Below are 20,775 nucleotides of genomic sequence, written 5' to 3'. Positions count from 1 at the left end.
TCAGCGCTTCTCGTTCAGCATCGGGAAGCCGCGCTGGTGCCACACGGGGTAGGCGGGCGTCACATCGCTCGCCGCCTCGAGTGCCGCCCGATGCTCGGCCGACAGGCTCCAGCCCACGGCGCCGAGATTGTCCTGCAACTGTTTCTCGTCGCGCGCGCCGATGATCAGCGTCGAGACGGTCTTCTGCTGCAACAGCCAGTTCAACGCAATCTGCGGGATCGTCTTGCCCGTATCCTTCGCCACGATGTCGAGCGCATCGACGATGCGGAACAGGCGCTCTTCCTCGTAGCGCGGGCCCGTCCCCGGAATCTGCGCAGCGCGTGTACCCGCCGGCACGGGCTGGCCGCGCCGGATGCGGCCGGTCAGCTTGCCCCAGCCCAGCGGGCTCCACACCACCGCGCCCACGCCCTGGTCCTGGCCCAGCGGCAGCAATTCCCATTCGTAGTCGCGGTTGAGCAGCGAGTAATAGGCTTGATGCGCCACGTAGCGCGGATAGCCATAGCGATCGGACGCGGCCAGCGATTTCATCAAATGCCAGCCCGAGAAATTCGAGCAGCCGATATAGCGGATTTTGCCCGCCTTCACGAAGCCGTCGAGTGTGGCCAGCGTTTCCTCGACCGGCGTGTTGTAGTCCTGGCCGTGCAACTGGAACAGATCGATATGATCGACCTGCAAACGCTTCAGCGCTTTGTCGACCGCTTCGGTGAGGTATTGCCGCGACGAGCCGTAATCGTTGGGGCCGGGGCCGGTGGGGAAGGTCGCCTTGGTCGAGATCAGCACCTTGTCGCGCTTACCCTTGATCGCCTGGCCGAGAATTTCCTCGGCGAGGCCGGCCGAGTAGCCCGACGCGCTGTCGAACATGGTGAGGCCGTGATCGAGGCAGATATCGACGAGACGCGACGCACCCGCCGCGTCGGTCGAGCCCCAGGCTTTGAAGAAATCGCCGCTGCCGCCGAACGTGCCCGTGCCGAAGCTCAAGGCCGGGACGCGAAGCCCCGAATGACCGAGACGCCGATATTCCATAGGTCGATCCTCCCTGCGATTGCGGCGGTCACGATAGCGAGGGCCGGGCGGAACCGGCAATCACGCGCGGCGCAACTCAGGAATGCGCGTGGCCGACGTTGAAATCGTTGCGGCCGGTGCGGTCCTGGCCTTTGAGCAGCCAAATCGGCCGTGTCGAGAAATCGACGCGGTAGCCGCTGGCGTCGCCGGGCTCGATGATGTCGCGCCCGAACACCGACGATCCGGGCATATAGCGGATGGCCACGCCCGCGCGCCGCTTCGGGCTGCGATTGGGGTTGGAGCCGTGGATCGCGAAAATATCATGCATCGACATTTGCCCGGCTTCCAACTCGATATCCGCGGCGGTCGCGGGATCGAAGCCGGGATCGGCGACGCGCTGGTTGAGCACGACGTCGTCGCGGTCTTCGCGCATATGGGGCATCAGCGTGCGCGACGCGTGCGAGCGCGGCACGATGCGCAGGCACCCGTTCTCGACCTTCGAATCGTCCAGCGCCACCCAGACCGTGCAGGTCGCCAGCGGCCGAATCGGCCAGTAATGCCCGTCCTGATGGAAGGGCACTTCCATCCCGTTGCCGCCGGGTTTGCAGAAAATCTGGCAGCCCCACAAGATCACGTCGGGGCCGATCAGTTGCGACACGGCGTCGACGATCGCGGGATCGCGCGCCATGTCCAGGAAATCGGCGCTGCCTTTGACGCCTTCGGCGTTCTTGCCTTCGATATGCGCGCTGACCAGACGTTCGGGGCGAATGCCGGGATTCTCGGCGATCAAACGATCGAGTGTGCCGCGCAGGCTTTCGAGCCGCGCGGGCGGCAGACGCAAGCCGGGGACGACATAGCCTTCGCGGTGGTAATGCGAAATCTCGGCGTCGCTGAGCATCACGTCTTGACGGAGCCGGAGGTGAGATCGGCGGCCATATAGCGGCGGAAGGTGTAGTAGATCGCCGCCGGCGGCAGCGCGTAGATGACGCCGGTGGTCATCAGCAACTCCCACGGCGAATCGTCGGCCGACAGGAACGCGCCCAGCGCCACGGCGAGCGTCGTGTCCACGTCGCGCGACAACAGCAGGAAGGCGTAGAGATATTCGTTCCACGCCAGCAGCAGCGCATAGGTGCCCACGGCCACCATCGACGGCGCCATCAGCGGCACGAAAACATGGCGGAACAATTGCGGCGCTGTGGCGCCGTCGACGATCGCGGCCTCGTCCAATTCCAGCGGCAATTTGTCGGCCGCCTGTTTCAGCACCCAGATCGCATAGGGTGTGGCGATCGTCACCATCGCCAGGATCAGCGCCCATTGGGTGTTGAGCAGGCCGTAGGTCGCCATCGCCTTGTACATCGGCAGCGCTAGGAACGCGGCGGGCACGAAATAGGTCAGCAGCGCCATGTTCATGATGATGCGCCCGCCGCGCACGCGCAGGCGGCTGATCGCGAAGGCCGCCGCCGTCGCCACGAAGAGCGTGAGCAGGCCGACCGCCAGCGCGATGATCAGCGAGTTCCACATCTGGTGCCAGAGATTGTTGAGATAATAGTGCTTCTGGCCGAAGACGAGTTCGAAATTGCGCAAGGTCGGATTGTCGGGCCAAAGTTTGCCCTTGAACGCGGCTTCCTTGGGCGACAGGGCGAACAGCATCATGTGGTAGAGCGGAATCGCCGTCCACAGGAAGACGGGAATGCCGATCAGCAGCAGGCGGGCTTCGCCGACGATTTTGCGCATTTCCCGGCTCCTACTTCGACAAGCGGCGCATCATGTAGACCATCATCGGCAGCATCACCGGCAGCGCGCACATGATCGACGCCATGGCGAGATCGACGCGGTCGAGCCGGATATAGCGGATGCCGAGCGTGGCCAGCACATGCGTGAGGTCGGCGGGGCCGCCGCCGGTCAGCAGATAGACGCTGTTGAAATCGCCCAGCGTGAAGAACATCGAAAGGATCGTGCAGGTCACGTAAAGCTGGCGCATCGACGGCCAGGTGATGTGCGCGAATTTCTGCGCGTTTGAGGCGCCGTCGATCGACGCGGCCTCGTACAATTCCTTGGCGATGGCGAGGCGCCCGGCGAGCAGGATCAGCGTCCAGAACGGCAGCGACTTCCAGATATGGACGACCATGGCGAGGCTCATCGCCAGGATCGGATCGTTGAGCCAATTGGGCCCGTCTTCGAAGGTCAGATTGAAATAAAGCTGGTTGATGACGCCCCATTCCGGATTCAGCATGAAGCGGAACGACAGGATCGTGGGGATCGACGGCACGGCCCAGGGCAGGATGAACAACAGCCCCAGAATGCGGATCCACCAGCGCGGAATGGCGAAGAAACCCGATAGCAGCAGCGCCACGAACATTTTCAGGTTCACGGCGATCAGCAGGAACAAGACCGTGTTCACCGCCGCGCGCAGGAAGATCGGGTCGTGGAAAATCTCGACGTAGCTCTCGATATTGTGGCCGAGCCAGAAGCCGTAGCCGACCGGGTAGAGCACGAACACGACGAACACGACGAGATAGGGCGCCACCAAAAGCGTGCCCCACCATTGCCAGCCGCCGTCGTCCTTTTTGGGCGACGCAGCGGCGGAAACGATCGGTGCGGTGTTGGCGGCGGTGGTCATGGCGTCGCTCGCATCTGGAAAAAAGGCCTCCACCATCCTTGCGGATGGCGGAGGCCCCGCGTGTTCCGGCTCAGCCGGCGACTTGCTTGATGCGCGCGATCATCTCGTCGACCGCGCGATCGACCGCCCATTTTTCGCTGGCGACGCGGTTCATCGCCTTGGCCCAGACGTTTTCGTTGTTGAGGATCGTGAACTTCCAGTTCTTGGTGAACTCGAAGGGCACGGTGCCCGCCGCGAACTGCGCCTGCACCGCTTGGCGATGCTTGTCCGCGCGCCAGAACGCGGCTTGCTGCGCGTTCTTGGTGACGGGGAACCAGCGGCCCAGCGCGCCTTCCACGTACGGCGTCAGGTTTTCTTCCTGCAGCAGGAAGGCCACGAACTCCTTGGCGCGGTTCTTGTTGCGCGCCTCGGAGAACACGACGCCGGTCTTGACGGCGGCGCGATAGACCATCGGCTGGCCGTTGGGACGGTTCGGGAATCCGGCCGTGGCGATGTTTTCTTCGTAGTGCTTCTTGGCTTCGGCGCGCTGCTCGGCCGTGAGCGACGCGTTGTTCATGTCGTCGAGCCACTTGGCGGCGATCGAGATGGTCGCGTTATGCGTCATCACGTTCGTGCGGTTGTGGAAGGCGACGTTGTTGTCGGGATCCTTCCAGCTGGTCGCCGACGGCGGCACGCAGCCCTTGGCGTAGGGCGCCGTGTAGTCGGTCAGCGCGCTGATCAGGCCCTGGCGGACATTGGGTTGATCGACCAGCAGCTTCCCGTCGTCGTCGACCAGCTTGACGCCATAAGCGTCCATGAAGGTCAGGAACGAATAGAAGCTGTCGGACGAGTCCACGCCCATCGGCTGGCCGATGGCGAAGCCGCGCGTGCCCGTGGCACGGCGATAGCCGGGCTGCACCTTGTCGCACCAGAACGACCAGTACTCGGCCCAGTTCTTCGGAATGTCGCTTTCCTTGAAGCCGGACTGGGTCAGCAGATCGCGCCAGTATTGGACATGCATCGTCTGCTGCTTCAGCGGGAAGGCGTAATAGGCGCGCTTCTTCGCCGCGTCGTTCCACAGCAAGGTCGTTTCGACCGTGTTGGGCGCGAAGGTGTTCAGCATCGGCGTGATGACGCTGCTGATATCCTCCAGGCGGCCTTCGAAGGCCCATTTGCTGGTGACTTGGAAATCGTAGACGTCCGCATAGGCCACGTCCGGCACCGTGCGCGCATCGAGTGCGGCGACGGTCTTCGGAATCATGTCCTGAATGGCGTATTGCGAAAGCTCGACCTTGACGCCGGTCTTGCCTTCGAATTTGCGGATCGCTTCGAACAACGCGTCGTCTTCGGCCTTGTAGAAGCCCTTCACCCACCAAACTTCGAGTTTTTCCTGCGCCGTCGCCGGCATGGCGGCCGCGGCCAAAATACCCGCCGCAGCGGCGTATGCGAGAATACGCTTCATTCCATTTCCTCCCTGTCGTCCGCGCAAGTCGCGGTCCGGATGCTTGTCCGATACCGTCGATGGATGCGCGACCGCGACGTTATACATTCCGGCGCATCGGCATGTCGATCCAAAGTTTTTGGAATTGCGATCGTCGCGGCGCGGCCTTTAAGCTCGGCTTAAGTAAGCGATAGGGGGAACCGGCCAATGCGGGTGAACGCTCAAAATTCCATCAATTTTATCGCGGGCCTGCCGCGATGAACTTGGCCGATCGACTCCACGCCTGCTTCGCGTCGGTCGTGCACGACGTGATGAAGGATATGGGCCTGCCGATTCGCGTTCTGCCGCGCGGTATCCTCGGTTTGGAGCCCTGGATGAAATGCGCGGGGCCCGTGTTTACGGTGCGCGGCCGGCCCGATCCCACGCTCGACAAGCATACGTCGTTGTACGAATGGGCGGGCGTGTTGTCGAAATCGCCGTCGGGCCATGTCGTCGTCGTTCAACCGCAAGACGATTTGCGCGCTCTGTTTGGTGGATTGTCCGCCGAGGCGCTGAAGAAGAAGGGCGTACGCGGGTATATCGTCGACGGCGGCTGTCGCGACATCCAGGCGATCTGCGACGAACGTTTTCCGGTCTTCGCGCGCTACGCCACGCCGATCGATATCGTCTGCGCGTGGCGGGCCGAGGCGTTCGGCGAACCGATCTCGATCGGTTCGCATCAGGTGCTGCCCGACGACTACATCCTCGCCGATCGCGACGGGATCATTCTGGTGCCGCGCGCGCAGCTGGAGGAAGTCATCGCCGCGTCGGAAAAGAAAATGTCGACCGAGGGCGAGATGGTGAAGGCGATCCGCGCGGGCGAAGATCCGCAAGCGGCCTATCTGCGCTATCGGGTGTTCTGAAAAGAAAAGGCCGGGTCCCTTCACGGAACCCGGCCCGTACTTTTCGCGACCGTCGCCGCCTTAGCGCGCGGGACGGCTCAGCTCGCGCGCCGCATTGTCGATCGCGTTGGCGACCTCGTCGGGCCGCGACAGGAACGGCACGTGCGAGGCTTCGACGTCGACCGTCCGTGCCCCGATGCGCTGGGCCGTCTGGCGTTGCAGGCGCGGATCGATCGCGTTGTCCTTCGTCGCGACGATGAACCAGCTCGGCTTCGCGCGCCACGCAGCCAGCGTGATCTTCGCATCGAACGCGGCCATGGCGATCGGCACCTGGGAGTCGCGCAGGAAGGCGGCGTCGGCGTCGGTCGTGTCGCCGGCGAAGCCGATCTTGAACTTCTCCAGATTCACGAAGCCGAAGCCGTCGGCTTGGGGTTCGATCACGAATTCCGCCGGCGGCGGGATTTCCTTGAACTGACCGCCGGTCGTCTCGCCGGTGTCGGGCGCCAAAGCGGCGACATAGACGAGCCCCGCGACATTCGCGTCGGTGCCGACTTCGGTGATCACCGTGCCGCCATAGGAATGGCCGACCAGCAGGCTGGGGCCTTGCTGGCGCGCCAGCACGCGGCGCGTGGCGGCCACGTCGTCGGCGAGCGAGGTCAGCGGGTTCTGCACGATCGTCACGCGATAGCCGCGCGCGGTCAGGCGATCATAGACGCCGCGCCAGCCCGAACCGTCGGCGAACGCGCCATGGACGAGCACGACATTCTTCACGGCCTGGGTATTCGCGGCCGGTTGGGGCGATTGCGCGCCGGCCGAAGCGGCAACGCCGATCGCGGTGGCGGCGGCGAGCAGGGTGGTGCGGATGTTGGTGGTCATATCGGATCTCCTCTGGCTTGATCGTCGGGTTCGAGTAATTTTGTTGTTGCGATATCAGTTATCGCGATAATCATTATCTCGCATATCGCCTGAACTCTTGTCAATCACTTATTTATCGCGATATATTTTATTGCGGATTAAGCAAGCATTGAACCGCTAGGAGATTGAAATGGCATCGGAAAAAGGCCCGGTCCCGCTCGACGACCAGCTTTGCTTCACCATCTACTCGGCGGAAATCGCGATCCAGCGGGCCTATCGCCCGCTCTTGGAAGGCCTTGGCCTGACCTACCCGCAATACCTCGTGCTCAATGTGCTGTGGGAAGCCGACAAGCAAACCGTCGGCGCGATCGCTGCGCGTTTGACGCTGGAATCGAGCACGCTGACGCCGTTGTTGAAGCGTTTGGAATCGGCCGGGTTCGTGCGGCGGACGCGCAATCCCGCGAACGAGCGTCAGGTCTTCATCGAATTGACGCCGGCAGGGCGCGAACTCAAAGCGCGCGCGGGTTGCTTGGGCGATGCGCTGCTGGCGGCGTCGGGCGAAACGCCGGCCTATTTGGGCGAGCTGAACGGTCTGGTCAAAAAACTGCGCGATGCGGTCCAACGCAGCATGCCCGCGCGCGGGCACGACGCATAAACGAAAAAGGCCGGGTCCCTCGCGGAACCCGGCCCCGTCTTCGCGGAATTCGCGGGCGGTTAGGCCAGCGTGTAGGCGGTCTTCACCGTGGTGAAGAATTCGCGCGCGTAGCTGCCCTGTTCGCGCGAGCCGTAGCTCGAGCCCTTCCGGCCACCGAACGGCACGTGATAGTCGACACCCGCCGTCGGCAGATTGACCATCACCATGCCCGCTTCGCTGTTGCGCTTGAAATGCGTCGCGTGCTTCAGGCTGGTCGTGCAGATGCCGGCCGACAGGCCGAACTCGGTGTCGTTCGCCACCGCCAAAGCTTCGTCGTAGCTCTTGACGCGGATGACGTTGGCGACCGGCCCGAACACTTCCTCGCGCGAAATGCGCATCGCGTTGGTCGTTTCGGTGAACAACGCCGGCTGCAGATAGAAGCCGGGCGTTTCGCGGTTGAGGAGTTCACCGCCCCAAGCCAACTTCGCGCCTTCCTTCTTGGCGATGTCGATGTAATCGAGATCGGTCTTGAGCTGCGAAGCATCGACGACCGGGCCGATATCGGTCCCCGCCTTCAGCGCGTCGTCGACCTTCAACGCTTTCAGGCGTTCGACCACAGCGGCCACGAACTTGTCGTGAATGCCTTCCTGAACGATCAAGCGCGACGAGGCCGTGCAACGCTGACCGGTCGAGAAGAACGCGCCGTTGACCGCGCATTCGACCGCGATGGCCAGATCCGCGTCGTCGAGCACGACCATCGGATTCTTGCCGCCCATTTCGAGCTGCACCTTCTTCATCGGGCGCGAGGCGATGGCCGCCGCCGCGACGTTGCGGCCCGTGCCGACCGAGCCCGTGAAGGTGATCGCCGAGATGCCGGGATGTTCGAGGATGCGCTGACCCACGACCGAGCCGCGGCCCATGACGAGGTTCAGCACGCCGTTGGGCAGGCCCGCGCGTTGCAGAATATCGACCAGCGCCCAGGCGCTGCCGGGCGTGAGGTCGGCGGGCTTGATGACCACGCAATTGCCGTAGGCCAGCGCCGGGGCCATCTTCCACGCCGGAATGGCGATGGGGAAGTTCCACGGCGTGATCATGCCGACGACGCCGACGGGCTCGCGCGTCATTTCCACGCCGATATTCGGGCGGATCGACGGCACGCTCTCGCCGCCGAAGCGCACGGTTTCGCCCGCGAAGAACGCCAGGATTTGGCCCGCGCGCGTCGCTTCGCCGATGCCCTCGGCCTTGGTCTTGCCTTCTTCGCGCGACAGCAGCGTGCCCAGTTCCTCGCGGCGCGCCAACACCTCGTCCGACGCTTTCTTCAGAATCTCGTAGCGAACCTGCGGGTTCGAGCGGCTCCACGCCGGGAACGCGGCCTTGGCGGCGTCGACCGCCGCGTCCACGTCGGCGGCGGCCCCTTGCGCGTAGGTGCCGACGACTTCGTTGGTGTTGGACGGGTTGACGTCCTTGCCTTCGTTCGCGCCGGCTTTCCACTCGCCGCCGATCAGATTCTTGCCGATGAAAGTCATGTCGATATTCTCCTGATTAACCCTTGAACAATCCGCGCGCGGCGAGATTGCGATAAAGGTGACTGATGCCGAAAATCCAAGGCGGCGCCTCGTTCGTCAGCGTCATGCGGTTGATGAGCGAGCCCAGCTTCGGCGTGGCGATCGTGGTCACGTCGCCGACCTTATGGGTGAAGCCCTGGCCCGGCGCGCCGCGATCCTGCGTGGGCGCGAACATCGTGCCCAGGAACAGGACCAAGCCGTCCGGATATTGATGATTGGCGCTGATCGTCTGGCCCGCGATATCGGCGGGGTCGCGGCTGATCAGCTTGATCGACGAATTGCCTTCCATGCGGAAATTGTCCTGGCCCTGCACGACCAGCGACACGTCGCATTGGCGCACGTCGTCGAGCGTGTAATTGGCGTCGAACAACCGCAGGAACGGCCCGATCGAGCAGCTCGCGTTGTTGTCCTTGGCCTTGCCCAGCAGCAGCGCCGAGCGGCCTTCGACATCGCGAAGGTTGACGTCGTTGCCAAGCGTGGCGCCGATGATCTTGCCCGAGGACGCGATCGCCAGCACGATTTCGGGCTCCGGGTTGTTCCAGCGCGACATCGGGTGCAGGCCGGCATAGGCGCCGATCCCGACCGCCGACATCGGCTGCGATTTGGTGAAGACCTCGGCGTCCGGCCCGATGCCGACTTCGAGATACTGGCTCCATGCGTTCTTGGCGACGAGCCAGTCCTTGAGCTTCGCGGCCTCTTCCGAGCCCGGCTTCAAGCGCGCGAGATCGCCGCCGACGAGGGCAAGCACTTCCGCGCGCGCGGCCGCCGCGAGTTCGGGCACGCCGCGCGTGCGTTCTTCGATGACGCGTTCCAGCATCGACGCGACGAAGGTCACGCCGGCCGCCTTGATCGACTGCACGTCGATGGGGGCGAGAAGCCAGGGCTTCTTGGGATCGCGGAAGGCTTCGTCGGAATTCGCCAGCAGATCGGCGACGCTGCCGACCGAACTGCCCTTGGCGGCGCGCAAAGCGGCGGCGGGGTCGGGCGTTTCGCACAAATCGCGCACGGTCGGGTAGGTCGCGGTGATGTCGATCGCCTCGCCGTTTCGAATGGCGACGACGCTGGGCCCGTTTACGGATGGCAGCCAAACGCGGCCGACCAGACTCGCGGTATCGGCGTCGACCGGCAGCGCGGCGCTGAAATTCAATCGATTCATAGCGTTCCCCCAACTCGGCGCGGCGGTTTTACGGCTCCGCCCTCGGCGCCGGGGGCACAAATTGGGTCCCTGAAGCCTGATATGTCAAGCGCCCGGCACGCGATATGAATATCTCGTCTGCTATGCTCGATTTTCCTTGGGAGGCGGGTCGATGGCGTTGACGCGACGGGCTTTCGGAATGGGTGTTTTGGGCGCGGTTTCGGCGCCCGCTTTGGCGCAATCGGCCCGCGCACAATCGAACGACGTCGAATTGCTGCTGGTACTGCTCAATGACGGCTCGGGCTCGATCGATCCGGAGGAATACAAGCTCCAGCGCGAGGGCACCGCCGCCGCCATCGAACATCCGCGTGTCGTGCAATCGATCCTGGGCATGCGGCTGGGCGCGATCGCGGTTGCCTATGGCGAATGGGGATCGCCGGGTGCCCCGAAGCTGATATTGCCGTGGACGCGTATTGCGTCGGCGGCGGACGCCGAGGAATTCGCCGACCGGCTGGTTGCGGCCCCGCGCGAATTCCAATCCTACAACGCGATCGGCGACGCGCTGACGATGGCAACCGATCTGATCCGCGTCGCCCCGTTCCGCGCGCAACGCGCGACGATCGACCTCGCGGGCGACGGGCCCGATATGCGCAGCCACACGCCCGCTTCCGTCGCGCGCGACCGCGCGGTGGCGTTGGGCATCACCATCAACGCGCTGGCGATCCAGGCCGAAGGCTCGGGCCAGGCGATGCGCACCGGGCCATTGCGCGATTTCTACGAAGCCAACGTGATCGGCGGGCCCGGCGCGTTCGTCGCGACGGCGAAAGACCGCCAGGATTTCGCCTACGCGATCTTCAACAAATTGATCCGCGAGATTTCCTAGGATACGGCCACGGCCGTCATCATGCCCGTCGCCATATGATAAAGGTGATGGCAGTGCATGTACCAATCGCCTTGCTTGTCGAATTCGACGGCAACGGCGACGGACACATGCGGCGGCACGATCACCGTATCGCGCATCGGCCCCGATAGGCGCTTGCCCGCGATTTCGACGATTTGGAAATGATGCCCATGCAGATGCATGGGGTGCATCATCGTCGTCGGATTCATGAAGCGGAATTCGATCCGCTCGCCGCGCTTGACCGGAATGGGTGCGGCTTCGCCATGGATGCGGTCGTTGATCGTCCAGCGGTAATTCGCGCCTTCGCCCAGCACCATCGGCAGCACGCGATCGGCCTTCCTGTCGGACAACGGATCTCGCGCGCGCAAGGCCGCGTCGAGCGAAAGATCGGTATGTGCGGCGGCTGTTGCCGCTTCGCCGTCGAGCTTCGCGATCACCGCGCCCGATGTCGCCAACACGATGCCGGTGCGCATCTTCGCGGCCTCGACCTGGGCGAAGATCGGGAAGGCGCCGCCGCCCGCCGGGATTTCGACCAGCAGATCCAAACGCTGACCCTGCGCGATCGGAAAGCGCGTGCCCGCATAAGGCAGACACGGCGTGCCGTCGACGGCGATGCAGCTCGCTTGCAGCGCGCCGGTATCGACGAAGAACGCCGTCGCCGTGCCGCCGTTGATAACGCGCAAGCGCGCGCGGCCCTTTCGTTCGACGCGCACGATCTCCGGATCGTCCAACGTGCGGTCGTTGGCGAGGAACGCGTCGTAGGCGACGTCGTTGGCGTGCGGCGCCATCGACATGCCGCCGCTACCGTGACCCGCATGGCCGCCGCCTATCATACCGCCCATCATGCCGCGCAGCCGCGCCATCATGCCCGGCGCGTTGCCGCCCGTGGCGCCATGCGCGCCGTGACCGCCATGCGCGCCGCCGGTCCCGCCGGTCAGGCCCATCAGGATTTCGTCGGGCGATTTGAAGCTGAAATCGTGCAGCATCACGACCACGTCTTGCACGTCGCCCGCATCCTTCTCGCGCGCGATCATCGGGGCGGCGAGCAGCAATTGCTCGTGCAGCGTGTGCGCGTGCATCCAATGCGAGCCGGGTGTGAGTTCGAAATCGTGACGGTCGATGCCGCCGGGCTGAAGCGCGCCGCCGTCGGGCCGCGCGCGATCTTGCGTCGCGTCCGCCTTGGTCTGGCCGTGCCAATGCAGGATCAAGCCGTCGTCGATGCGGTTCTCGACCGCGACCGTGAAGCGCTCGCCTTCATTGGCGAAGATGCCGGGCTTGCCGTTCGCGTCGGTCAGGCCATAGACGCTGGCCGCGCGCCCGCGCACGTCGATCTGCCGTTTGGCGGCGATCAGGCGGCGCGGGGCTTGCGCGAAAACCGGAAGCGTCGGCAGGGCACCCGCCGCGGCGGTGGCGATCAGGAATTCGCGTCGTTTCATCTTTTCCTCCAGCGACAGGAGGTAGGGTTGCCCGTCGCTGGAAGGTCAAGAGGCCGGCGTTACGGCAGCTCCGCCGGACCCGGCGCTTTGCGCGTGTAGCCTTCCGAGCAGAACGTGCCGCCCTGGAAACGTTCGGCGACCGGGCCGGTATCCGCCATGTCGACATCCTTGGCGTAGATCTCGGAATTGTCCTGCGGCTTGTAGCCGATCGCGTCCCAGTGCTTGGATTTCCACCACGCTTGGGTATTGGCCGAAATGCCCCACACCGCGCGGAACCCCAGATTCTTGGTTTCCAGGCACGCGACGGTCAGGCGCAGCAGATCGGGATAGGACAGCCACAGCGGCAGGTTCCGCTTGTTGAGGGGCTTTGGCAGGCACGAACCGATGCGCAAATGCGCGCTTTCGACGCCGTGCTTGTCGAACATCATGCGGCCCAGCATTTCGCCGTAGCATTTCGACACGCCGTAATAGCCGTCGGGGCGGTGGGGCGCGTCTTCGTCGATGCGCTTGGTGCGTTCGGTGAAGCCCACGGTGTGATTCGAACTCGCGACCACGACGCGCGCGCCCTCGGCCTTCGCGGCTTCGAAGATGTGGTTCGTGCCGCGCAGATTGGCGTGCGCGATATCGTCGAAGCCCTGCTCGGTCGGGATCGCGCCGAAATGCACGATCGCCTTCACGCCCTTGGCGAGGGTCTTGACCTTGTCGAAATCGGCGACGTCGAGCAAATCGAACGACACGCCCTTCGGCAACGCGCCTTTGTAAGCCAGCTTGTCGCTCGCGCGGACTTTATAACCGCGCTCGGTCAGGCCCTGGGTCAGCACTTGGCCCAGAGCGCCGGCCGCACCGGTGATCAAAATAGGACGTTCGTCGGACATATTCGGCACTTCCTCCCCTATGTGACGGCGAACATACACTGACGCGCATTGAATGGGCCATATCTGACGTGTAGATTCTTGGCCAAGCAAACATGGGAGATTCCGATGAAGCGCGTCGCCGCGATCGCCGTCACTTGCGCCGCTTTGCTGGGTTGCCAGCAAGATGGTCAGCGCCCGGTGGTCAGCCTCGATCAGGCGCGCCAGATCACGGCGAATTTCCAGGGCCAAGGTTTCCAGCCGCCGCCGCGCACGATTTCGGATATCGCGGCGGTTCTCGATCAGCAGCGGCCCGATCCCGCGAAGGTCGCGACCTTGGTGGCGCAGGCCGACGCGCAACCGCCATCCGGGGCCAGCGGTTTGGCGCTGGCGGAATTCCTGATGGTTCGCGGCATGGCGGCGGGCGAGTTGGGCCGCAACGCCCAGCGCCTGGCCGATCTGCGCGAGGCGGTTGGCTTGGCCACGCAAAACGGGATGCCGAGCGGGCGCCTGACCCAAATCCAGCAGCAAATGACCTTCGCCGAGATTTTCGGCGGTAACCCGCGTGCCGCGCTGGAGACCGCGCGCCAGCGCATCGCGGGCGCGCCCAATCCGGGCAACCGGATGAGCGCGCTGATGAACGTCGTCAACTGGGCGCCGATGCTGGGCGATCTGGCGGAGGCGCGCACGGCGTTGACGCGGATGGAATCGACTCTCGCAGAGATCCGCGCCAATCCGCGCTCGCCGATCTTCGTGGTGGAGAACAGCCAAGTGCTGCTTGCCCGCGCGCGCGCGTCGCTGGCGATGGAGGAGGGCCGCTTCGCCGACGCGGAGACGCAATTGCGCTTCGCCTTGACCGGTAATGAAAGATTGATCGCGGACGAGCCGCGCATCGCCGCCCAAGGCGGGCCGCCCGCCGGCACCTTCGCCAATCTGCAACAGAATATGCGCGGCGAGTTGGCGCGCGCGTTGATGCGCCAAGGCAGGTTGATGGAGGCCGAGGTCGAAATCCGCCGCGCGCTGCTGTCGCGGCTGGAGCGTTTCGGCCGCTATTCGCCCGAAACGCTGTCCACGCTCGCGGCCTTCGCCGACATTCTGCTGGAACAAGGTCGCGCCGCCGAGGCCGAGCGTTTGGGCCGCGTGGCGCTCGAAAGTTTCGACACGATGAAATTCGATCCGGCTTCGCCGGGGCCGGTGCGCGCCTTGCGCGTCGTTGCGCGCGCGCAAAGCCAGCGCGAGGATTGGCAAGGGGCGGCGCGCAGCTACGCCGAAATCCGCCAGCGTGCAGCGAACAACTCCGATCTGATGCGCGGGACCTTCGATGCCAATCCGAACTGGGCGATGGTCGCGTTGCGCAACGGCGATTCGGCCGAAGCGCGCCGCGTGCTGACCGCAGTGGTCGAACGCCATGCGAGCGTGCTGGGCCCGCGTCATTGGGACACGGGCATGGCGCGCGGCATGCTGGGCGCGGCGATTTTGGCGCAGGGCGACGCGAATGCGGCATTGGCCGAGTTCGACGCGGCGCTGCCGATCCTGCTGCAATCCTCCCGCCAATCCGACGACGAGGAGACCGGCTCCGTCGCGCGCGAAACGCAGATGAAGATGGTGTTCGAAGCGGCGATGGGCGCGCTCGCGCGGTCGGGCCGTGCGGGCGCCGCGGAGGAATCGTTCCGCTTGGCCGACGCGGTGCGCGGGGCGGGCGTGCAGCGCGCCTTGGCGCAATCCTCGGCGCGTGCGGCCGCCGCCGATCCGGCTTTGGCCGATCTGGCGCGCCGCGAACAGGACACGCAAAAGCAGATCGGCGCGCTGCAAGGCTTGCTGACCAACGTGCTGGCCGCCGCCGAGCGCGACGAGAATGCGCTGCGCGCTTTGCGCACGCAGATCGATACGCTGCGTTCCGCGCGCGCGGCGATCCGCCAGGAGATCGAGCGCCGCTTCCCCAGCTACGCGCAATTGATCGATCCGCGCCCCGCGACGATCGAAGATACGCGCAAGGCGTTGCGGCCGGGCGAAGCCCTGATCGCGACCTATGTCGGGCGCCAGCAAAGCTTCGTTTGGGCCGTGCCGGTTTCGGGCGCTCCGGCTTTCGCCGCCGTGGGCAAGGGCCGCGCGCAAATCGCCGAAGCGGTTACGAATCTGCGCAAGGCGCTGGACCCCAACGCCGCGACCTTGGGCGATATTCCGGCCTTCGACGTGGGACTGGCCGCGTCGCTCTATAACGATCTTCTCAAGCCCGTCGAAGCGGGCTTCGCGAACGCCAATTCGCTGCTGGTTGTGCCGCACGACGCGCTGGGGCAATTGCCGTTCGGCGTGCTGGTCACGCAAGCGACGACGCTGGCGCCCGAGCGCGCCAACGACGCGCTGTTCGCCAATTATAGACAAGTGCCGTTCCTGATCCGCAAGGCGGCGATCACGCAATTGCCGTCGGTCGCGTCGCTGGCCACGTTGCGCGGGCTGCCGGTGCCGCCCGCGAACCGCAAGGCGTTCGTCGGGTTCGGCGATCCGTGGTTCAACGCCGACCAGGCGGCGGAAGCCAAGGCCGAACAGGTGACGCAAACCGCACAACTCACGACGCGCGGGCTTCAAACGCGCGGGCTGAAGCTCGTGCGCCGCAACGCGCCCGCCACGCAAGGGGTGGACAGCGCCGAGCTTGGCTTGCTGCCGCGTCTGCCCGACACGGCCGACGAAGTGCGCGGCATCGCGATGGCGCTCAACGCCGACGCGTCCGACGTGATCCTGGGCGCCGCCGCTAACGAAAAGACGGTCAAGGCGATGGATCTATCCGATCGTCGCGTCGTGATGTTCGCGACGCATGGCTTGATCCCCGGCGATTTGAACGGCCTGACGCAGCCCGCCTTGGCGCTGTCCGCGCCCAATGTCGCCGATGCCGACGGCGACGGGCTGCTGACGCTGGACGAAGTGCTCGCCTTGCGTCTCAACGCCGATTGGGTCGTCCTCTCCGCGTGCAACACCGCGACGGGCGACGGGGCGGGGGCGGAAGCCGTGTCGGGCCTGGGCCGCGCCTTTTTCTATGCCGGCACGCGCGCCTTGCTGGTGTCGAACTGGCCGGTCGAAACGACATCGGCGCGGGCCCTGACGACCGATTTGTTCGCCCGCCAGGCGCGCGACGCGAACCTCGCCCGCGCCGAAGCCCTGCGTCAGGCGATGGCCGGATTGATCGACGGGAGGGGGCTGGTCGATCCGGCGTCCAATGCGACCGTTTTCGCCTATGCCCATCCCATTTTTTGGGCGCCCTTCACCCTGGTGGGCGATGGCGGCGGCACGGCGCGCCAGCAAGCGGCGGTCCCGTAACCTGTGACGGCGGTCACTGACTTGTGCGGCCGCCGGACTATGCTACCCTCGACAGCGTAAATTTCTCTTTTGGACGCGAGCCATGAACCGTTTGGCGGGCATCGTTTTGGCGGCGGCTTTGGGCGCCTTGCTGGCGGCGGCCCCGGCATTCGCGTCGAAAAAAGTGGCGCTGGTGATCGGCAATTCGAACTATGCCGACGCGCCGCTGCGCAACCCGGCCAACGACGCGCGGGAAATGGCGAAATCGTTGCGCGCGCGCGGCTTTGACGTTCTGCTGAAGGAGAACGTGACGAAGGCCCAGTTCAGCGACGCGGTCGCCGATTTCGGCGAGAAACTGGCCGAGGGCGATACGGCGCTGTTCTTCTATGCCGGTCACGGGATGCAGGTGCAGGGCCGCAACTATCTGGTTCCCGTCGATGCGCGTATCACGTCCGAGCAGCGCGTGCGCTTGGAAACGCTGGACGTCGAAGCCGTGCTCGATCAGATGGCGGCGGCCAAGGCGCGCGTGTCGATGGTGATTCTGGACGCCTGCCGCAACAATCCGTTCGAGCGGCGCTTCCGGTCGACCGGCGGGGGACTTGCCCAAATCAACGCGCCTGAAGGCACGCTGATCGCCTATGCGACGGCACCGGGCAAAGTGGCGGCGGATGGCGAGGGCAGCAACGGGCTTTATACCCAAGCGCTGCTGCGCGCGTTGAACGAACCCGGCTTGAAGGTCGAGGAAGTCTTCAAGCAGGTGCGTATCGACGTCGCCCGCGCGTCCGGCGGCGCCCAGGTGCCATGGGAAGCATCGTCGTTGACCGGCGATTTCTTCTTCCAGCCGCCGCAGGCCGGTGCGGCGCCGGCGGCCCCGGTGGATCGCGAAACGCTGTTCTGGGACTCGATCAGAACATCGAACAACCCGGCCGAGATGCGCGCCTATCTCGACGCCTATCCGGCCGGCACTTTCGCGTCGATCGCGCGCGAGCGTATGGCGGCGTTGAGCGCCGCGAACGACAGCGCGCCGCGCGGACAGGTCGCGGCCGTGCCGCGGATCGCGCGCTCGATCACGACCACGTTGATGGCGAATGTCGATGCCGGTGTCGTGATTCTGACCGCGGGTACGTCGCATATCACGATCGAGAACAACGTGGTTCGATTGACGCTGTCGAACCATCAAAGCAATTCGATCACGGGGGTGTTCCGCTGTCTCGGCGTCGGCAAGGTCGATGCCGATTTGCGGGTCCCGCCGCTGGCGCTCGACTGCGAAAGCTATTTCGGCCGGGAGACGCACAGCGTCACCGGCCATCTGGAGGAATCGAACGGGCGGTTTACCGCTCATATAACATTCAATAGTATTCGCGGCCGGACCACCGAGGTCGTATACAAATGATCGTACGTGCCGTTTGCCTTGCCGTTCTCGTTTGCGCCGCGCCCGCCATCGCACAGCAGGCGGCGCTGGTCGAGGATGCGAAGGGCAAGAATCTCGACGTCGATTTCATGGATTACGTCGATGCCGGACGCGTCATCAAATTGGCGCCGGGCGACGAGCTGGTGCTCGGCTATCTGCGCTCCTGCTGGCGCGAGACGATCAAGGGCGGCACCGTGACGGTGGGCGCCGAGCAATCGACCGTCGCGGGCGGAACCGTGCGCCGCGAAAAGGTCGAATGCGACGGCGGCAAGATGCGCTTGACCCAGGCGCAATCGGGCCAAGCCGGCGTGATGGTCTTCCGCGCCCCGCCGCGTCCCGCGCAAGGCGCCGCGGCACCGCAAGCCACGCTCTACGGTTTGTCGCCCGTCCTCGACGTGAAGGGCGGGGGCACCGTCACGATCGAGCGCATCGATGCGCCGGGCGAGAAACTCACCGTCCAAGTCGCCGCCCAGCAATTGCAGCGCGGCGCGTTCCACGATCTCGCCAAGGCGGGCCAAACGCTGGTTGCGGGCGGCGTCTATCGCGCCTCGGCCGGGCCGGGGCGCGAAATCGTGTTCAAGGTCGATCCCGAGGCCAAGCCCGGCCAAGCGCCGGTCATCTCGCGCCTCTTGCGTCTTTAGGAAATGAAACGCCGCGATCTGGCCGCCGCCGCGCTTCTGGTCGCGGCCGTTTCGTTTTTCCCGCTGACACCGTGGGGCGAACGCGTCGCGGGCCTGTCGCTCGATGCCGCATTCGCGCTGCGCCACGCCGTCTTCGGGGCCGCGCGCGGGCCCGAGGATTCGCGAGTCGCGGTGATCGCGATCGACGAGGAAACGCATCGCACACCGCCTTTCGCCGATCTGCCGCAGGCGATGTGGACGCCGGAATTGGCGCCGGTGTTGAACGCCGTGCTCGACGCCAACGCGAAGATCGTCGGCTTCGACGTGATCTTTCCGACCTCCGTCGAACGTCTCGTGCCCGGCTTCGAGCGCGAATTCCTGCGCGCCTTGCGCGCGGGCTCGCGCGAGGGCCGCGTGCTGCTCGGCAAGGTGCAGCATCAAACCCAGCCGATCCGCCCCTTTCCGGGCCAGAGCTTCGCGGTCGGCAATGCCGCGAATATCCGCGCGGTCAATCTGATCGCCGATGCCGACGATTCGATCCGCCGCGTGCCCTTGCACTTGGAGGCGGAAGAAGCGAGCGGCGGCACGCGTCGCGAGACGAGCTTCGCGTTCGAAATCGCGTCGCGCCTCGCCGGGAAAACGCCGGATGTCGCGGGCGTGCGCGACGGCGCGATGACGATCGACTTCACCGGCGGCGGGCGCGACGTACCGATCTTCTCGCTCGCCGATTTGCGCGCCTGCGCGGCGAAGGGCGACGCGGAATTCTTCGCACGGCATTTCAAGGACAAGGCCGTGTTGATCGGCGCGGTGTTGGATGTCGAGGATCGCAAGATCACGTCCAAACGCTTTATCGCGGGGCCCGAGGGTGCAGGTGCGGGCCCACGCTGTGCGCTGGCGCCACGCGCCGATTTGGTGAAGGCGGATTTCACGCGCGAAGCGATCCCCGGCGTGTTGATCCACGCCGCCGCGATCGAGAATTTTTTGCGCGGGCGCGGGCTTGCCGATTTGTCGCCGCCAAAGCGCGCGCTGGCCGTCGTGCCCGGCGTAATGCTCGCGGCTTTCGCGGCGCTGGCATTGCCGGCATCGCTGGCGGGTCTCGCCTTGTTGGGTATCGCGGCGACCTGGACGGCACTGGCGACGGTCGCACTGCAAGGCGGCTTCGTGCTGCCCTGGCTCGATGGCTTGGCGGCCGCGTTCGCGGCGGCGGCGCTGCTCGCGGGCTATCGCTTCGCCGTCGCCGATAAGGATAAGCGCTTTCTGCGCCGCAGCTTCGCGCTTTATCTCGCGCCGGCCGTGATCGACAAGCTGGTCGCGGGCGACACGCCGCCGCAATTGGGCGGCGAGGAGCGCGAAGTGAGCGTGCTCTTTTCCGACGTCGCGGGCTTCACCGCGCTGTCGGAAGGCCTGACGCCCGCCGAACTCGTCGCGACGATGAATGTCTATTTGTCGGCGATGACGGAGATCGTCGAAGCCAATGGCGGCTTCGTCGACAAATATATCGGCGACGCCATCGTCGCGGTGTTCGGCGCGCCGCTCGACGATCCGCAGCATGCGCGTAATGCCGTGACGGCCGCCCTGCAATGCCAGGCGAGGCTCGCCGCGTTGAACGCCGATCCGGCCCAGCCCTTCAAGGGCAAGCGCCTGGGGGCGCGCATCGGCGTCAATACCGGCACGGCGCTGGTCGGCAATATCGGTTCGACACGGCGCTTCAACTACACCGTGATGGGCGACACGGTGAATCTTGCCTCGCGCTTGGAAGGGGCGAACAAGTATTTCGGCTCCGCGATCATGGTGTCGGATGCCACGCGCGCCGCGTGCGGCGACGCCGGTATCGTCTGGCGCGAACTCGATCGCGTTCGCGTGAAGGGGCGCGCCGCTCCCGTCGCGATCCACGAGCCCTTGGCGCCAACGCAAAGCGAATTCGCCGCACCCTACGCGCGCGCTTTGGCGCTTTATCGCGCGCGCGATTTCACCGGCGCCAAGTCGGTTTTGTCGCCGCTCGCGACGCGCGACAAGGCGGCCGCATCGTTCCTGACGCGCATCGACGAAACGTTAGCCGATCCGCCGGGCGCCGATTGGGATGCGGTCACGACCCTCGACGGGAAGTGAGTCGCCAAGCGGCCAACATGCCGCTTAGACTGGCCCCTCGTTCG

Annotated in this window: 17 protein-coding genes; 7 read left to right on the top strand and 10 right to left on the bottom strand. The window is 65.3% G+C overall.

Annotation, left to right across the window (positions count from 1 at the left end; translation table 11 throughout):
- From J0H39_15715 to J0H39_15695, 5 genes are all read right to left on the bottom strand, one after another.
- Positions 1-1,023 (bottom strand): aldo/keto reductase, encoded by a 1,023-nt coding sequence (locus J0H39_15715; GenBank protein ID MBN9498202.1) that lies wholly within the window; start codon positions 1,021-1,023, stop codon positions 1-3.
- A 76-nt stretch (positions 1,024-1,099) separates the two neighbouring features.
- On the bottom strand, positions 1,100-1,900 hold the full coding sequence (locus J0H39_15710; protein ID MBN9498201.1) for a phytanoyl-CoA dioxygenase family protein: 801 nt from the start codon (positions 1,898-1,900) through the stop codon (positions 1,100-1,102).
- A complete protein-coding gene (locus tag J0H39_15705; protein MBN9498200.1) occupies positions 1,900-2,736 on the bottom strand; it encodes a carbohydrate ABC transporter permease in 837 nt (278 codons plus the stop codon). Before J0H39_15705 ends, J0H39_15710 begins: the two co-directional genes overlap by 1 nt.
- 10 nt (positions 2,737-2,746) lie before the next feature.
- Entirely contained in the window at positions 2,747-3,622 is an 876-nt protein-coding gene (locus tag J0H39_15700; GenBank protein ID MBN9498199.1) for a sugar ABC transporter permease, read from the bottom strand.
- 70 nt (positions 3,623-3,692) lie between these two features.
- Positions 3,693-5,063: a carbohydrate ABC transporter substrate-binding protein gene (locus J0H39_15695; GenBank protein MBN9498198.1), complete on the bottom strand. Its 1,371-nt coding sequence runs from the start codon at positions 5,061-5,063 to the stop codon at positions 3,693-3,695.
- Between the two features lie 236 nt (positions 5,064-5,299).
- Here J0H39_15695 and J0H39_15690 point away from each other — a divergent pair, with 236 nt between their 5' ends.
- Positions 5,300-5,944: an RraA family protein gene (locus J0H39_15690; GenBank protein MBN9498197.1), complete on the top strand. Its 645-nt coding sequence runs from the start codon at positions 5,300-5,302 to the stop codon at positions 5,942-5,944.
- Positions 5,945-6,004: 60 nt separating this feature from the next.
- Here the strand turns inward: J0H39_15690 and J0H39_15685 are convergent, their stop codons facing one another.
- On the bottom strand, positions 6,005-6,799 hold the full coding sequence (locus tag J0H39_15685; GenBank protein ID MBN9498196.1) for an alpha/beta hydrolase: 795 nt from the start codon (positions 6,797-6,799) through the stop codon (positions 6,005-6,007).
- 169 nt (positions 6,800-6,968) lie between these two features.
- On the opposite strand from J0H39_15685, the gene J0H39_15680 reads away from it, so the two are divergent.
- A complete protein-coding gene (locus J0H39_15680; GenBank protein ID MBN9498195.1) occupies positions 6,969-7,433 on the top strand; it encodes a MarR family transcriptional regulator in 465 nt (154 codons plus the stop codon).
- Positions 7,434-7,492: 59 nt separating this feature from the next.
- On the opposite strand, the gene J0H39_15675 is transcribed toward J0H39_15680, so the two are convergent.
- Together J0H39_15675 and J0H39_15670 are read right to left on the bottom strand one after the other, a co-directional pair.
- The gene (locus J0H39_15675) at positions 7,493-8,938 is read right to left on the bottom strand and encodes an aldehyde dehydrogenase family protein (protein MBN9498194.1); all 1,446 of its coding nucleotides are present in this window, start codon (positions 8,936-8,938) and stop codon (positions 7,493-7,495) included.
- Between the two features lie 16 nt (positions 8,939-8,954).
- Positions 8,955-10,133, bottom strand: coding sequence for a fumarylacetoacetate hydrolase family protein (locus J0H39_15670; GenBank protein ID MBN9498193.1), 1,179 nt, complete (start codon positions 10,131-10,133; stop codon positions 8,955-8,957).
- 178 nt (positions 10,134-10,311) lie between these two features.
- On the opposite strand from J0H39_15670, the gene J0H39_15665 reads away from it, so the two are divergent.
- On the top strand, positions 10,312-10,995 hold the full coding sequence (locus tag J0H39_15665; GenBank protein ID MBN9498192.1) for a DUF1194 domain-containing protein: 684 nt from the start codon (positions 10,312-10,314) through the stop codon (positions 10,993-10,995).
- On the opposite strand, the gene J0H39_15660 is transcribed toward J0H39_15665, so the two are convergent.
- Positions 10,992-12,449 carry a multicopper oxidase domain-containing protein gene (locus J0H39_15660; GenBank protein MBN9498191.1) on the bottom strand — a complete coding sequence of 486 codons (1,458 nt, stop codon included), beginning with the start codon at positions 12,447-12,449 and terminating at the stop codon, positions 10,992-10,994. The genes J0H39_15665 and J0H39_15660 overlap by 4 nt on opposite strands.
- Before the next feature lie 59 nt (positions 12,450-12,508).
- Positions 12,509-13,324 carry an NAD(P)-dependent oxidoreductase gene (locus J0H39_15655; protein ID MBN9498190.1) on the bottom strand — a complete coding sequence of 272 codons (816 nt, stop codon included), beginning with the start codon at positions 13,322-13,324 and terminating at the stop codon, positions 12,509-12,511.
- A 105-nt stretch (positions 13,325-13,429) separates the two neighbouring features.
- On the opposite strand from J0H39_15655, the gene J0H39_15650 reads away from it, so the two are divergent.
- The 4 genes from J0H39_15650 (at position 13,430) to J0H39_15635 (ending at position 20,731) form a co-directional block, all read left to right on the top strand.
- Positions 13,430-16,612 (top strand): CHAT domain-containing protein, encoded by a 3,183-nt coding sequence (locus tag J0H39_15650; GenBank protein ID MBN9498189.1) that lies wholly within the window; start codon positions 13,430-13,432, stop codon positions 16,610-16,612.
- An 82-nt stretch (positions 16,613-16,694) separates the two neighbouring features.
- Complete coding sequence (locus tag J0H39_15645) at positions 16,695-17,984, top strand: caspase family protein (GenBank protein ID MBN9498188.1); 1,290 nt, start codon at positions 16,695-16,697, stop codon at positions 17,982-17,984.
- Positions 17,981-18,643 carry a hypothetical protein gene (locus J0H39_15640; GenBank protein MBN9498187.1) on the top strand — a complete coding sequence of 221 codons (663 nt, stop codon included), beginning with the start codon at positions 17,981-17,983 and terminating at the stop codon, positions 18,641-18,643. The genes J0H39_15645 and J0H39_15640 overlap by 4 nt, the downstream gene beginning before the upstream one ends.
- A gap of 3 nt (positions 18,644-18,646) precedes the next feature.
- Positions 18,647-20,731 carry an adenylate/guanylate cyclase domain-containing protein gene (locus J0H39_15635; GenBank protein ID MBN9498186.1) on the top strand — a complete coding sequence of 695 codons (2,085 nt, stop codon included), beginning with the start codon at positions 18,647-18,649 and terminating at the stop codon, positions 20,729-20,731.
- The last annotated feature ends 44 nt before the right edge of the window (positions 20,732-20,775 follow it).

Source organism: Alphaproteobacteria bacterium, assembly GCA_017308135.1.
GTDB lineage: Bacteria > Pseudomonadota > Alphaproteobacteria > CACIAM-22H2 > CACIAM-22H2 > Tagaea.
The sequence above is the reverse complement of the archived record's forward strand: the minus strand, read 5'-3'. Positions and strand labels throughout refer to the sequence as shown.